At 62.8% G+C, this 14,579-nt stretch carries 14 protein-coding genes; 5 read left to right on the forward strand and 9 right to left on the reverse strand.

The window, feature by feature from the left end; all coding sequences use genetic code 11:
• Positions 1-61: 61 nt before the first annotated feature.
• The 7 genes from ESZ00_RS04495 to ESZ00_RS04525 form a co-directional block, all read right to left on the reverse strand.
• Entirely contained in the window at positions 62-2,638 is a 2,577-nt protein-coding gene (locus ESZ00_RS04495; protein WP_229740956.1) for an AMP-binding protein, read from the reverse strand.
• 9 nt (positions 2,639-2,647) lie between these two features.
• A complete protein-coding gene (locus tag ESZ00_RS04500; protein WP_129206960.1) occupies positions 2,648-4,120 on the reverse strand; it encodes an RNB domain-containing ribonuclease in 1,473 nt (490 codons plus the stop codon).
• A 64-nt stretch (positions 4,121-4,184) separates the two neighbouring features.
• Complete coding sequence (locus ESZ00_RS04505; RefSeq protein WP_129206961.1) at positions 4,185-4,544, reverse strand: hypothetical protein; 360 nt, start codon at positions 4,542-4,544, stop codon at positions 4,185-4,187.
• A gap of 26 nt (positions 4,545-4,570) precedes the next feature.
• Positions 4,571-5,233, reverse strand: a complete 663-nt coding sequence (locus ESZ00_RS04510) for a PspA/IM30 family protein (protein WP_129206962.1) — start codon at positions 5,231-5,233, stop codon at positions 4,571-4,573.
• A gap of 62 nt (positions 5,234-5,295) precedes the next feature.
• Positions 5,296-6,723: a flotillin family protein gene (locus tag ESZ00_RS04515; RefSeq protein ID WP_129206963.1), complete on the reverse strand. Its 1,428-nt coding sequence runs from the start codon at positions 6,721-6,723 to the stop codon at positions 5,296-5,298.
• A 111-nt stretch (positions 6,724-6,834) separates the two neighbouring features.
• Positions 6,835-7,410, reverse strand: coding sequence for an NfeD family membrane protein (locus ESZ00_RS04520; protein ID WP_129206964.1), 576 nt, complete (start codon positions 7,408-7,410; stop codon positions 6,835-6,837).
• Entirely contained in the window at positions 7,407-7,922 is a 516-nt protein-coding gene (locus tag ESZ00_RS04525) for a helix-turn-helix domain-containing protein (protein ID WP_129206965.1), read from the reverse strand. Before ESZ00_RS04525 ends, ESZ00_RS04520 begins: the two co-directional genes overlap by 4 nt.
• A 211-nt stretch (positions 7,923-8,133) precedes the next feature.
• On the opposite strand from ESZ00_RS04525, the gene ESZ00_RS04530 reads away from it, so the two are divergent.
• The 3 genes from ESZ00_RS04530 to ESZ00_RS04540 are packed head-to-tail and all read left to right on the forward strand — an operon-like array spanning position 8,134 to position 10,663.
• The gene (locus ESZ00_RS04530) at positions 8,134-8,478 is read left to right on the forward strand and encodes a PadR family transcriptional regulator (RefSeq protein WP_129206966.1); all 345 of its coding nucleotides are present in this window, start codon (positions 8,134-8,136) and stop codon (positions 8,476-8,478) included.
• A gap of 12 nt (positions 8,479-8,490) precedes the next feature.
• Complete coding sequence (locus tag ESZ00_RS04535; RefSeq protein WP_129206967.1) at positions 8,491-9,141, forward strand: hypothetical protein; 651 nt, start codon at positions 8,491-8,493, stop codon at positions 9,139-9,141.
• A 37-nt stretch (positions 9,142-9,178) separates the two neighbouring features.
• Positions 9,179-10,663 (forward strand): hypothetical protein, encoded by a 1,485-nt coding sequence (locus tag ESZ00_RS04540; protein WP_129206968.1) that lies wholly within the window; start codon positions 9,179-9,181, stop codon positions 10,661-10,663.
• Positions 10,664-10,692: 29 nt separating this feature from the next.
• On the opposite strand, the gene ESZ00_RS04545 is transcribed toward ESZ00_RS04540, so the two are convergent.
• The gene (locus ESZ00_RS04545) at positions 10,693-11,697 is read right to left on the reverse strand and encodes a hypothetical protein (RefSeq protein ID WP_129206969.1); all 1,005 of its coding nucleotides are present in this window, start codon (positions 11,695-11,697) and stop codon (positions 10,693-10,695) included.
• 438 nt (positions 11,698-12,135) lie between these two features.
• On the opposite strand from ESZ00_RS04545, the gene ESZ00_RS04550 reads away from it, so the two are divergent.
• On the forward strand, positions 12,136-12,519 hold the full coding sequence (locus ESZ00_RS04550) for a hypothetical protein (RefSeq protein ID WP_129206970.1): 384 nt from the start codon (positions 12,136-12,138) through the stop codon (positions 12,517-12,519).
• Positions 12,520-12,573: 54 nt separating this feature from the next.
• Here the strand turns inward: ESZ00_RS04550 and ESZ00_RS04555 are convergent, their stop codons facing one another.
• Positions 12,574-13,617, reverse strand: coding sequence for a glycoside hydrolase family 43 protein (locus ESZ00_RS04555; RefSeq protein ID WP_129206971.1), 1,044 nt, complete (start codon positions 13,615-13,617; stop codon positions 12,574-12,576).
• Positions 13,618-13,773: 156 nt separating this feature from the next.
• On the opposite strand from ESZ00_RS04555, the gene ESZ00_RS04560 reads away from it, so the two are divergent.
• Positions 13,774-14,544 carry a glucose 1-dehydrogenase gene (locus ESZ00_RS04560; protein ID WP_129206972.1) on the forward strand — a complete coding sequence of 257 codons (771 nt, stop codon included), beginning with the start codon at positions 13,774-13,776 and terminating at the stop codon, positions 14,542-14,544.
• Positions 14,545-14,579: the final 35 nt, after the last annotated feature.

Here is a 14,579-nt window from a genome sequence, read left to right on the forward strand (position 1 = left end):
TCACGCAATCCCGGCGAAGCTCCCACGGTACTTCCGTTATGCGCTGCGCTCTTGACTTACCTCACGGCTTTTTCAGCAGCCGTTCTATCTCTGCGTGCAGTCGCTCTGTGATCTCTTCAGCAGTCAACCCAGCTTCAAAGCGCATGGGCTCACCCACCATCACGCGCAGTTTGCCGGAGCGGAACCAGCGTTCGCGGCCCGTCTTCATTGCGCCCAGGCCAGCCAGCGCTATCGGCAGCACCGCAGTTTTCGATTCCTCCACCAGCAGCCCAATCCCCGGCCGGAAACGCTGCAGGGTGCCGTCCGAACGATGCCCCTCCGGAAAGACCAGCACGTGGAAGCCGCGATCGAGCGCTTCGCCGGCGTGCGCAAAGCTGCGGCGAAAGCCCGCGCTGCGCGGCAGCGGGAAGACATTGAAGACGGCGGTCACCGTAAGGTAAGTCAGCGGTCCGAGCACATTCAGAAACCAGCTTCCCTGATTGCGGCTCTTCCGCCAGTCTTCCAGCATGTTTGCGGCCATCGCCGCTGCTACGCGCCGGCGCATGCGCCCCGGCAGGGCGTAGAGAATCAGCGGCATGTCATACGTGCTTACGTGGTTCGCAATCAGTAACAGTGACTGTGACGTATCGACAGCGCCTTCCCTGCGCACCACGGGAGCAGCCAGCAGCCACACCAGCGGCCGAAGCACCAGCTCCATAAAAAACGTACGTCCCCATCGCGCCGGAGCCGACCATGGCCAGTGCGGATAGATATCCCGCTCGCCCTGTGGCACAGCCGGAGCCGGAGTAAAAGCCGTTGCGGTACTCGAGGCCTCCTCATGTACCACTGCGCTGCCCGCTCCTACACCCAGTAACCGACGCAGTTCACCGAGCGTCCCCACCTGCTCGAGCTCCTGCTCTCCTAATCCAAGGCCAAAGCGCTGCTCCAGCTCTGCCTGCAGCTGCACGCGGCCGAGACTGTCGAGACCGAGATCGTCCGCAAGCCGCGCGCTTTCATCCTGCCGAGCGGGCCTGATCCCGGTTATGCCGGCGATGACAGCAAGCAGCGCGTCGGAATTTGTCACAGTTTCCGTGGCATTTTCTTCCTTCGCGGTGTTGTTCACCCACTCCGCGACCTTGCCACGGCGAATCTTTCCGGTCGCCGTGCGCGGAAAATCCAGCTCCGGCCATAACCGCCAGCGACGCACTCTCTGAAACTCGGCGAGCCCTGCATTTGCGGCCGAAACTGCGCGCTCCGCATCCTCACGCGTGCCGCGCAGCAGCAGCACGGCCACCGGCTCCGGTCCACGCGACGTGTTCTGCGCCACCACCACCGAGGCCTGCACGCCAGCCTGCGCGTCGAGCGCCCGCTCCACATCCTCCGGATGCAGGTTCAATCCGGATGCGGTCACGATCATCTGATTCTTACGCCCGAGGAAGCGTAACTGCCCGGCCTCATCACGCTGCGCCAGATCGCCGGTCGCAAGCCAGGGGGATTCCGCCTGCTCCAGCCGCCCGTTGCGCCAAGTCGAGGTCGAGACCATATCGCCGCGCACGCGCACCTCGCCGTCCTCGCCGATCTCCACATCGCGGCCGGGCAGCACCTTGCCCATCGTGCCCTTGCCGACCTTAAAGGGGTGATTGAGCGAGATGAGCGCGGCGGTCTCCGTCATGCCGTAACCCTGCACCAGCGCAAAGCCCAGCGTGTTCCAGAACTGCTCAAGATCGGAGGGGAGCGATGCGCCGCCGCAGACGAAGGCCCAGAATTTGTAACCGAGTTTGCGATGAATTCTGCGGAAGCGCCACCAGCGCTTCCACACCTTTTCGCCCTGCGCAGCGGACAGCTCACGCTCGAGCTCGGGCCACTCCGCCAACAACGCCTCGCGCAGCAGTTCCAACACGCGCGGCACCGCGGCCAGCACGGAAATACGCTCGCGGCGCGCGGTCTCCATCAGCCGTCCGGCCTGCAGGCGCGACTCGAAATGCACTTCGGCTGCGAGCAGCGGCGGAATCCACAGCGCCATGAACTGCCCGAAAACATGGCTCAGTGGCAGCGTGTGCAGAAAGCGCAGCGGATGGACCCACTTCTCGTATTTGAGATACTTGCCGATCTCGCGTTCGATCGGCGCGACGCTGGCCGCGATATTGCGATGCGTATGCACCACGCCTTTCGGCTCCGCTGTCGTGCCGGAAGTGAAGAGAATCTGCAGCGGCGTGTCCGGATTCAGCGAGGGATCGGGCTGCTCCGGTGTGCTCACCTGCGGTAATTCTTCCGAGAAGGACTCGAATGCCAGCCGCTCGCCGTCCAGCTGCGCCAGCAGCGTTGCATCTCCGACGATGAGCCTGGGCGCGGTCTCGGCCATGACCCTGCGGGCAAAGTCGACGGCGCCCGCGGTATCCAGCGGCACCGCAATCACCCCACGCAGCAGGCAACCGAAGAATGCGCCCATCCACTCGGCACCGTTTGCCCCCCATAGCACCACGCGCTCGCCCGCGCTTACGCCACGACGACGCAGCTCCGCCGAGAAGCGGTCGGCCAGCAGGGCCAGGCCCGCGTAGCTTGTAGCTACGCGGCGATTGCCCGTATAGGTAACGATGGCAGTGGCATTTCCGTGGCGACGCCAGTCTTCCACCAGAGAGGCGAGGTGCGTCCGCATCATCGGCCCGTTCTATGCTCGCGCAAAGTCGATGAAGCCATGAGCCGGGTCCGTATGCACCAGCTTCACCTCGATCTTGTCGCCTACATCCAGCCCGTGCTTGCCCTGCACCAGCATGCCGTCCACATGTGGCGTGAGCGTGCGTACAAAGGTTCCACGCTCATTCGCGCCGGTCACAATGGCGCGGAACCGCTGCCCGATACGGTCTGCCAGCGCCACGGCGGCAATGCGCTTTTGCATGGCCCGCTCCAGCTTGCGCTCGGCTGCGGCTCTCACCGTGCAGTTCGTGGCAATCGCTGACAGCTCATCTTCGGTGTACGGAGTCGCTGCGCCGGCTACCATCGCCTTCAGCAGCCGCTGCGTCACCAGGTCGGCATAACGGCGGTTGGGGGCAGTCGAGTGCGTGTAGTCTTCCACGGCCAGACCGAAGTGGCCGATCTCCGGGGCGCCGGCCCGCTCCAGCACATACTCGCCAGGACCAAGCAGCTTCACGACCGCGAGCGAAAGATCCGGGAAGCGGTCGGGATCGGCCTCCTTGCGTGCGCAGAGAAAATCATTCAGAGCCCGCGCATCCGGTTCCGCAGGCAGATCCGTGCCCAGCTCCGCTGCCAGCTCCACGATGCGATCCCAGCGCTTCGGCACGCGCACCACGCGCCGGATGGAGGCGATGCCTTTTGCACGGAATGTCCGGGCCACCACGCCGTTGGCCGCGATCATGAAGTCTTCGATCAGATCCGTCGCCGGATTGCGCAGCTCTGTGCCCAGATGAATCTCCCCGTCCTCCACCGTGGAGTGCGCTTCAGCCAGATCGAGGTTCAGGGCGCCATGCTTCACACGCTCGGCGCGCAGCCGGCTTGCAATGCGATCCTGCAGCCGCAGCTGCTCCTGAAGTTCCGGCGATGCCGCCACCTTCTCCGGCGCCTCACCGCGCCCGGCGAGCCACGCTCCGACGGCCGGATAGGCGAGCTGCGCCTTATTGTTCACCAGCGCAGGATAGATGCGGCTCTCGGCGACACAGCTCTCCGTCTGGCAGACATTCGCATCCAGCACGAACTCAGTCACCATGCACAGCCGGTCTTCGCCTTCGAGCAGCGATGTCAGCCCGGTCGACAGCTCCTCGGGCAGCATGGAGAAGTTCTTCACTCCCGTGTAGAGAGTGACCGTCTCGTGCTCCGCGTAACGATCGATCGCCGAGCCCCTCGGCACATACGCATCCACATCGGCGATGCCAATGCGCACCCGCATGCGGCCATCGGGCAGAATATCCGCGTATTCGATCTGGTCGAGATCGCGCGAAGTATCGTTGTCGATCGAGGACCAGAGCAGGCCACGCAAATCTTCCGCCCGCGCATTCAAAGGCGCAGGCTGCGTGAGGATCTGTTTCACCTCTGCCTTCACCTCGGCCGGGAACTCCGGCCAGAATCCCTGCTCTGCTACCGCCTGCTTTGCTGCCGCCACCAGGTCAAACCGCGCGCCCGTATGCATACGCCTTCACCCTAGCACGCGACCGGCATAGAGCGCATCCTGCGGCCGGCAAACCCCGTGCCGCTCATGATGCGGCACGGTCCAGCGCATGCAGGCTGGTCTGCGCCGCATCCGCCACGGCAGCATCCTCGCATGCGGCGGTGAGCGCCTGCCGCACGACCGCGATATCCATTCTCCGTCGCAATGCGGCCAGCTCCCCCAGGCACACCGCGGCGGCCCTGCGCACCGGCGGATGCGGCGAGGCCAACGCAGCCAGGCATGCATCCTGCGCCTGTTTCCAGTCCTCGCCACCCTGCACCGCAGAGGCCAAGGCGCGGGCGATCATCGCCGACTTCACGCCGTCGAGATCCTCGCCCTTTAATTCACTCAGAAGCTCGCGCAAGGGAATCCCTTCGAGCGCACTCCATGGTTTTCTGCCGGACATATTTCCTCTCTTTTCCCGCCTGCAGATCAGGCCGGGTGCTGAGACTTCAGATTCTGAAGCAGAGCGTCGATCTGCTCCTCGCGCTCGAGAGCGGCAAAGCGGTCTTCGAGCGAATCACCGCCGGCGAGCTCGCCATGCGCGGCGTTCTCCGCCTCCGCACCGACAATGCGCGTCCTCATCTTCGCCAGGCTCGCTTCATGCTGCACAGGATCGGCCTTGTGTTGTGCCTGCTGGGCACGTCCCACGACCTTCGCCCGCCGGTGCTGCGCAATCAGGATTTCACAGCGCGAGCGCGTCTCGGCCAGCTTCTGTTCGAGCTTGCGCAGCGCGGCTTTCAACGCTTCCGCCTCGGCCTTCTGGTCTTCGAGCTGCTCGGCGAATCCCTTCGCCATCTGCTCGCTGCTCAATACGCGCTCGAGGGCCGCACGCGCCAGGTCGTCGGCATCCTTCTTCACCGCAAGCTCGGCCTTGCGCTTCCACTCCTCGGCTGCGGATTCATGCTCCTTGCGCTTCTTGTCGAGGACATGCAGATCGGCAATCGCAATCGCCACCTGCGTCTTCACCTGCATCAGCTGGTTCTCCATATCGAGAACAAGCTGCTTCATCAGCTTCTCCGGGTCCTCAGCCTTATCCACCAGGTCGTTCAGGTTTGCCCGCAACAGTGTCGCTACCCTCTCCAGCAGTGCCATATCGTCCTCCTTGTTCCCTTGTGCAGAAACAGGCGGAGCTCTGCGCTCCGCCCGCATTGCCATTACTTCGCTTCCGGCGACGATCCAGTGCCGTTCGCGCGCGGCTTCATGGCCGTCACATTCGACATCAGCTCGCGCATGTCCATGCCCGAGAGCGCCTCGAAGAGCGCCGGCACCTGCGCGGCAATCTTCGTGAAGTCGCCGGTGAGCTTGTTCACGCCCGTCGCGCCATCGTTGCCGGTCGAAACGATCGTGACCTTGTCGACCTTCGAGAGCGGCTCAGCCATGGCACGCACCACATCGGCCATGTTGGTGATGATGCGATCGACCACCGCGGCCTGGTTCCACTCCTGGTAGGCTTCGGCCTTCACATTCATGGCCTTCGCCTCGGCCTCACCCTTCTGGAAGATGACGGCTGCTTCGGCCTCACCCTGCAGACGGATCGCCGACGCACGGCCTTCGGCTTCGGTTGCAAGCCGCATCTTCTCCGCCGCAGCCAGCGCTTCGATCCGCTGACGCTCGATTTCCGCCTGCTTCAGCACGGTCGAGATGAGCTCCTTCTCGTGGCGCAGGATTTCCGCTTCCTGCACCTTGATCTGCTGCTCCTTCTCCACCTGCTGCACCTTCACCTGCTCCGCGGTGACCTGCTGCTGCATGATGTTGGTCTGGATCTCGTAGGCTTTGTCGGCCTGCGCCTGCTGGCGGCGGCTCTGCTCCTCGTACTGCGCCTTCTGGATGTCGAGATCGCGCTGCGCTTCGGCCTGCCGCGCGAGCGATGCCGTTTCTGCAATCACGCGCTCCTGGTCGGCCGCGGCCTTCGCCACCGCCGATTCCCGCAGCGCGTTCGCACGACGGATCGCCGTGTCACGCTCAGCTTCGGCTGCAGCTACATCCGCATCGCGACGGATGCGCACGATATCCGGCCGGCCCATGTTAGTGATGTATTCGTTCTTATCGCGCACCTCCTTGATGGTGAACGATACGACCTCGAGACCCATCTTGCTCAGATCGTCGGAGCAGGTGGAGCGCATGCGATCGGCGACCATCTCCGGCTCCTTCACGATCTGCTCGACCGTGAGCTGACCGATGATGCCGCGCAGATGGCCTTCCATCACCAGGCGAATCAAGCCTTCGCGCTGCGGCGGGGTCTTGGTGAGAAACTGCTCGGCTGCCGTCAGGATCGATTCCTGGTCACTGCGGACTTTAATCTGCGCGACCGCTTCGACCGTCACCGCAACACCCTGCTTCGTATAAAGATCCTGCTGCGGCGCCACATCGAAGCCCATCAGCTCGAGAGAGAGCTCGCGGCAGTTCTGCACCATCGGAAAGATCACCGTGCCATGGCCCTTGATCACACGCGTGCCGCCAAAGCCATAGACAATCAGCGCTTCGTTCGGACCGGCTTTGCGAAACATCTTCGCCATCAGACCCATCAGCACAATTACCGCCAGCAGGCACAACCCAACAATCACTACGACTGTATTCGTCATAACGGCCTCCTGATCCTTTCCATCAGGAACACAACAAATTCGGTTGATACTTCGACTTCAAACCATGAACAAGACCACTTCTTCGGCAGCATGCGATCGAGCGGCTATGCTTTACCCTCTATCTCCCTGCAACTCATCCCACCGCCGCACCCAGGCGATGCCCTGCTCATAGCGCATCACCACTACTTCTGTTTCGCGCGGAACCGCTTGCCCATCCTCACTGCGGGCTACGGCGAAGCGCCGCACACCGTTTTGTGAGTACTGAATCTCACCCGTGCCACGCTCATGCACGGTGGCGGTCACCTTCGCCAGCACGCCCACGATGTCGGTATCCGCCGCCGTCAGTTCGCGCTCATGCGGCAGCAACACCTTCACCAGGAACCAGAACAGCACTGCTCCACCGGCAAGCCCGGCCACACTCGAAGCTCCGAGCACAATCGGGGTCAGCAGGCCTGCAAAGCGATGCAGCAGGTAACCGCAGCCCCCGAACCAGCAGAGGAAGCCCGCGATGGTGAAGCCGTTGATCGGACTCACGCCGTGACCGCTGCCCTGCGCGTGCGCGGCATGAAAGTGCACATGCCCGAAGTGCAGGTGAGAAAACATCCCCAGGCACGAAAGCACCGTGAACGACAGCCCCAGCGCAAAACAGACCAGGTAAAACGCCTCCCACGGAAATACCCCGTTCATACTCCGGACTCCTTTCCTGTCCGCTTCTTCCTGACCCCCTCCGGCTTCGCCGGCCGTAGCACCTCCAGCAGCCGCTCCACCAGTCCTGGCGCCTCGATCACCGCCTCCATCAGCAGCAGGCAGTCACGCGTGTTCTCGTGCCTGGCCAGTGTCAGCAGCGCCTGGCGCAGCGCGGCGTCCTTGCGAAAGCGCTCCGCGCCGCCGACCAGCCACAGATCCAGCTTGTCTTCGAGCGTCCGCGCATCGCTCATCAGCTCCGCGTGGTAGCCCTCCGGATCGTCGACCAGGTATCCCGGATGCACTTTGAAGAACCTGGCAAGAAGCTGGCGCGTGGCGTTGGTCAGGTGCGGCCTCGCCCCACTCTCGATCTGCGAAAGGTAGCTCTGGCTCAGCGTTCCGCCCACTTCGGCCTTGATCGCCTTCACCAGCTCCTGCTGCGTCATGGCGCGCTCCATGCCGCGCAAGTTGCCTTCCACCTCACGCAGATAGCGGATTTTTTCGCCCAGCTTCATTGCGTCCTGCTCTCCTTCGTTCACGGCGGCTCTGGTTCGAAACTGCCGTGATTTGCTTCTTTGCAGCGGATTGCTATATCGCAATCCGCAATAACTTTATCGCTGATTGCAATTTTCGCAAGAAAACCTTGGTAACCATTCCATTCCCGCCCGCAAGCGCCCGGAAATCTTTCTCTTGCGATCCGGATATTTCTTCATTATTTTTGAAGAAATGAACGACCAGACCTCGCTCGGCGAACTCGAACTGCTCATCCTGCTGGCACTGGTCCAGCTCGGCGACCGGGCTTACGGCGTCCCCATCGCCCGCGAGCTTGCTCTCTATCGCGGCCGCGAGGTTGCGCTGGGCAGCATCTATGCCGTGCTCACGCGCCTCGAGGAGCGCGGCCTGGTGCTTTCCATGCTGGGCGATCCCACGCCGGAACGCGGCGGACGCGCCAAGCGCTACTTCGAGCTCACACGCGAAGGGCTGCGGGAACTTCACCGCACCCGGCGGGTTCTAACCGAGCTATGGCGTAAGCTTCCGGCACTCGATCCGGCTCCGGCACTCGACCGGTAAAGGAGAATCCCTGTGAAGTTACCGATGTTTGCCGACTGGCTGCTGAAGCACTTCACCCCGGAGCCTCTGCGCGAGCAGCTCGCCGGCGACCTTCTCGAAGAGATGCACGCCGGCCGCTCGCCTCTCTGGGTATGGCGGCAAACGCTGGCGGCCGTGTCCATCGGCAAACGCTCGATGGCTGCGCATTATGTGCAGATCGCGCTCTTCTCCTTCGCTGCGAGCACGCCTGTCCCGACGCTCATGATGAGCTGGCGCCATAGCGCCTTCTTCCTGAGAGTCTGGGAGCGCGCCATTCAGCTTGACTGGCCCACCTCGGCCCTTACCACGCTGCTGCTTGAACTGGCGCCGGTGCTCCTGCCGTTCTGGACGGCTATCGCACTCTACGTTTTGCTCATCCCTAGAGCGTATCGACCGACCAAACACCGCGCGCTGCCGGCCATTGCCCGCGGCTGGCTCACCACACTTCCGGCCTTTCTGCTCGCGGGCTTTCTGCTCATGCATTTCTTCGGTCAACACGGCACTCTGCACAGAGCAGCACCAAGGATGGAAGCCCTGAACCCGCTCTCGCTCCCGGCGATCCTGTACTTTGTGCCCAGCCTCTTCCTCTCCCTGATCGCGGCGCTGCCGCTGCCGCCGAGACCTCCGCTTCGCGCCAACCGATAGTTCCGTTCCTAGCCCCGCTTCAGGACGAGCCCAAGCCATGCCGACACTCCGAGAGTCCGCCGCCGAGTCCGATACCTCCTCTCTGCGCGCCGTCTCCTTCGCCGGCACCTTCGCTGCGCTCTCGGCTGCGCTGCTCCTCTGCCGCGTGCCGGAAGCTCATCCCGGCACGGTTCCGGCGCGTGCGCTTCTCTGGATCGCCTGCAAATATCTCTTTGCGCCCACCGCCATCGGCCTGGGCGCCACCTGGCTCTATTTCCAATTCGCCGCAGTAGAGCCGCCACGGGTCTTCCGATCGCTCGTGCGCTGCCTTTGCGAGGCGTGGCTGTTCTTCCCGGCCTTCATGCTGCTGCTGTGGGAAAACTCACCCGTCCTGCTTGCGCTCGCGCCTATCGCCACCGTCGCCGTCACGCTCTCGCTCGAGCGATTCCTCCCTGCTCCTCCGGAGCCCGCTTCGCATCCGCCCGGCCAGCTCTTCGCCGAACCGCCTCCCTTGCCTTCGCGCAGCCGCGCTCTTTACACCGCGCTCGCACTAGTGGCCGCGACCGCCGAAGTGGCCGACGGCGATCTCGCCACCGCCGGCCTTATTCTCGGCCTCACGGCCTATCTCCTCATCCGGCAATGGTCGGGGTTGATGAAGCACCGCGACAGCCCTACTCAGCGCAATAGCCAACCGCCTGGCTTGTTGCGTCTCAGCGCGAGCCTGGTGCTTGCCTTTCTGCTCACTCTCGTCGCGCTGCTGCCGTGGATGCATACGGCGAGCCCTACGCTGCAGATGTCACGTCTGCTCGTTGGCCCGACTCACGATGCAAAGAATCCGTCCGCATCGCATGCCAACATGCCGCGCTTCGATGCCGATGGCTGGCATGCGATCGTGCTGTGGCCGTACCCGCCGAAGAAGCAAAAGCTGCCACCGGTGCCACACACCGCGCTCCTGACCGCTGCTCACTTTTCGAGGCCGCTCGTGATTCCCTTCGACGGCTCCTACCGTTATTTCCAGACGCCCGGCATCTGGCGCCCCGACCGCGCACACACGGCTCATGCCAGCCCGCTCAACGTAGACATCCACTCCATCGACGCCGAACCACTCTTCGAAGAGGCGCACCAGCTCCTTGCCCAGCCGATCTCGACCGACTGCTGCCGCGCTATCGAGGTGGTGGTTCGCAACGGAGATAACAGCCGCGGCGGTGTTGTCCTTGGGCTTGTTCTGCGCGACTCCACGCAGCCGGAAGAACAGCTGCCTCATCCTGCGAATATGCTGGACCCGCGCGCGAGTTATGCCATGAGACAGCAACAGAACATCGCGCGCACGCTCTCACTCAGCCCTGAGCCCATCCTCTCGAGCTTCCCGGCAGGCTTCACCATGAAATCGGCGCCTGTCTCCGAAACGCTCACCTTCACCATCCCGCCGGATGCGCGCCTGCGCCGCTTCGACGAGATCAGCGTCGTCTTCCTGCCCGAGCCCAGCCGCGCCGAGAGCGGATCGAAGATCGCCGTACAGCAGTTTCAGCTGATTCCGCGCTGACGGCTGACGCCGGGCGAGCTGCCTTCGGCTTACCACTGCCCCAGCAGCAGCTCCATCTTGCCTTTTCGGTCGCCGGTCCCCGCCGTGAAGCCGATGAGCGACTCCTCTGTTGCGCACACCGGCTCGAATTTCTCCGGCATTTCGTACTTCCGCAACACCTCACCCGTCGAGGAACTGACCTCGTAGTATGAATACCTCTGCGCCAACGGGCCTCCGGTCAGCATCACCAGCCAGCGCGAGCCGCCAGCGATCAATCCATCCACCCGCATCCCCTTCGGAGTTTGAATCTTCGTGGTCCGCACTACGCCCGCATCGCCGACTTCGATCACCGGCAACGCGGTGAAGGGCGAGAGCAGCAGCACGTCATCTCCAGCGGGTATGAGCTGCTGCAGTCCCAGTTTGCTCATATCGTCATTCCTGCTGATGCCGGTCACGGCACGACTCGCAGCGTCGGCAGCATCCGCTGCAGCCCCGAGCGAAATCTGGCCGTAACTTTTCGCATAGGCATCCTGCGTCTCGAGGCCCATGTCGACATACGCGATCACCTCGCCGCCGGTACTTACCACTGCCGCCTTCGGCACCTTGTTTCCCTCATCGACACCGGTCATCACGAAGTCCCCGGACCGCAGCACAGCGAAGTGATACGGGGTAAAACTCAGGTGCAGCTCGATGCTCTTCACAAAGCCACCCTGTCGATCGAAGACCAGCATGTACGCCTGGGATTCAGGCTTTTCACCCGTTGTAACCGTTGTGACCGCCTCCTGGCCGAAGGCCATGACGGCAATCTCATCGCCGTTCACGCTGACTCCGCGAAACCACAGGCTGCTGAAACCCGGCACCCGGCCTACATCGAGGTGAATCCGTTCCCCGGGTTTCTCGATCCACACGCCGTTGATCTGGATGTCGTACTGCGGCGCCACCATGGCCGCCTTGAAGACGCCACCCTCCGGAGTGCAGGCAAGCGGCATGAATGCGCCCGCCAGATTCATCCCATCCGCTACATCCCTGGGATCGCCAACGGTGACGCGACTCACGGGGATCTCCTGAGCATGAGCCGCTGATTTCGCATTGTCCTCCGGGGCCACGCCGGCCTTCTGCGCATGCGCGGAAGCCGCCACGCCCAAACATCCGATTCCGCAACAGAGCACACCCAGCAGCGTGATTCTCAAAGCCCGTATCCCTGCACTCTTCCGTTCCATCGTGATGGCCATAATATCCAGAGAATCGTGGAGCGCTGTCAGAATCCTTTCGTAACCGGCGCAGAGGACAGATGGCTGTCAAGCCTGCCCTTCTTTCAGCATTTCCATAACTTGCCTCCGCTGAAGCAGATACCCAAGCCTCGAAGGTGGCATCGAATTTCTTCCTTTCGACCTACCATGGAAGTAAGGGCATATTTTCTGCGGGAAGGCGCGGCTTGCGAGCCGCGCCTTTTCTTTTGCCCGGATTTTCCGCGCGTGCGAAGGAGACGCATCATGACCAACATCCTGAAGAAGTTCGGCACCGGCATCGCCGACTTCGGCAAGTGGATTGCCGACGCCATCACCGGCACCGTGCACCTGGCCGAAAAGATTGAAGCGGTGCTCAGGGCTGCAAAGCCTCTCGAAGAGCCCTTCGTCGAGGGGCTTTCGACTGTTGTCGCCGATGTCGAAGCGCTCATTGCCGCATCCGGCACCGCGCTCTCGGCAGAGGGCCTCAACTTCACGGCCGACAGTGCGGCCTATCAGCACTTCCTTGCGCTGATTGCAGACTTCAAGAAGCTCGCGCCCATCGTGACCGAGGCGCTCGAGATCCTGGAAGGCAAATCTGTTACGACAACGACCTCGAGCACGGCTGCCGGCACCACCAGCGCAAGCTGAGCTGCTCCGCTTCCTTACGGTAAAAAGCCCGGTCCTATCCGGCCGGGCTGCTTCCTATTCCTTCGTTCCCGAAGGCTTCTGGATCGGCTGATCCAGCGGTATCGGCCGTCCGAAATCCGGCGTCCCGTCCGCATTCCAGGTGAAAGGCTGTGCACGGGGTGAGCGATCGCCGCCGCAGCTCTGATTCACTCCCGCATTCGCGTGGTAAAGAATCCAATCCTGCCTGCCGTCCGGTGACTGGAAGAAGGTGTTGTGTCCTGTGCCGAAGGCCTGCGCCTCAGGCGACTGCCAGAAGACCGGCTTCGGCGACTTCTTCCATGATTTCGGATCGAGCAGGTCGCTCGACTTCTCCGCCGTCAGCATGCCCAGCTCGTAGTAGTTGGTCCAGCAGCCGCTCGCGGAGTAGATCAGGAAAATCCTGTCGCCGTGTTCCAGGATCTCGGGCCCCTCGTTCACATCGACGTGCGGCATAGGAATGATCCGGTTCTGTGAATCGAGATCGCCGACCTTTTCCCAAGGGTACTCCGGCGTCGAGATGCGCACGCGCCTGCCTTCGATCGTCCACGGATTCCTGAGCTGCGCGATGTAGATGCTCTGCACGCCATTGGTATCGCCCTGCCATCCCGACCAGATCACGTAGTCGCGTCCACCTGCGGTGAAGACGGAAGGATCGATCGCCCACTTGTCGGAGCCGTCGTCGAGCTTGCCCTTCATTGTCCACGCGCCTTTGGTTGGATCGGCCGAGGCATTCTCGAGCACCCAGATGCGATGGCCGTCGTTATCGCCCGCATCGGCCGCGAAATAGAGGTACCACTTGCCGTCGAGCCAGTGCAGCTCCGGCGCCCATATCTCCTTCGAGTATGGGCCAGCCGCGGGCGGCGTCCATACGACCGTCTTCTCCGCGTGGCGCAGATCGGTGACATCCCGCGTCTTCCAGATGGTCAGGTTCCGGCCCGTCGTCTGCATATAGTAGTAGACGCCATCGCGCTCGGCCACCCACGGATCGGCTCCGGAGGGCAGCAGCGGGTTCTGGAAGGTCTGCGCGGCGGCAGGCAGAGCGAAAAGGCAGGCAAGAGCAGAGAGCAGCAGACAGCGCATCGACAACCTCGGGGGAAATTCAAGCTGCCGGACGCGCTAATGATAGCGCTTTCATCGGCTAAGCATTCTCAGGCTACACTCATCCTGCCGTACCCTGCATCTCAACAAGGAAAGCCACAGGCTGCCTCAACGAAACTCCACAAAGGAGATCTCCGCATGTCCTCGCTCGCAGGCCGCACCGCCATCATCACCGGGTCCAGTTCAGGAATCGGCCAGGGCATTGCCATCCGGCTCGCCCGCGAAGGCGCAAATGTCGTCATCGACTATGTGGGAGCGCCGGAAGGCGCAGAGGAGACCCGGCAGAAAGCCGAAGCCACGGGCGCAAAGGCTATCGTCGTGCAGGCCGATGTCGCCAAGGTCGAGGCTGTCCGTATGCTCGTCGACGAGGCGTGGAAGGCCTTCGGCTCGGCCGACATCCTGGTGAACAACGCAGGCATGGAGAAGAAATCCGATTTCTGGGAGACCTGCGAAGACGACTACGACCACGTTCTCGGCGTCAATCTCAAAGGACCGTTCTTCCTCACTCAGGCCTTTGTGCAGCGCCTGCGCGCGGCGAAGAAGCCTGGGCGCGTCATCAACATCAGCTCCGTCCATGAAGACATGGCCTTCCCCGGCTTCGCCACCTACTGCGCCAGCAAGGGCGGCGTCCGCATGCTCATGCGCGACCTCGCCGTGGAGCTTGGTCCGCTCGGCATCACCGTGAACAACGTTGCCCCCGGCGCGATTGCCACACCGATCAATACATCCCTGCTCGAAGACAAGCCCAAGCTCAATGCCCTGCTGGCCAATATTCCGCTTGGCCGTCTCGGCTCGGTCGACGACGTCGCCGGCCTCGTCGCGTGGCTTGCTTCCGACGAAGCGGCATACGTCAACGGCTCCACGTTCATCATCGACGGCGGTCTCTCCCGTAATTATCACGAACAGTGACCGTGAGATGATGCTGCCAGATACCCCCAAGGCCG

Source organism: Silvibacterium dinghuense, assembly GCF_004123295.1.
Taxonomy (GTDB): Bacteria; Acidobacteriota; Terriglobia; order Terriglobales; family Acidobacteriaceae; genus Silvibacterium; species Silvibacterium dinghuense.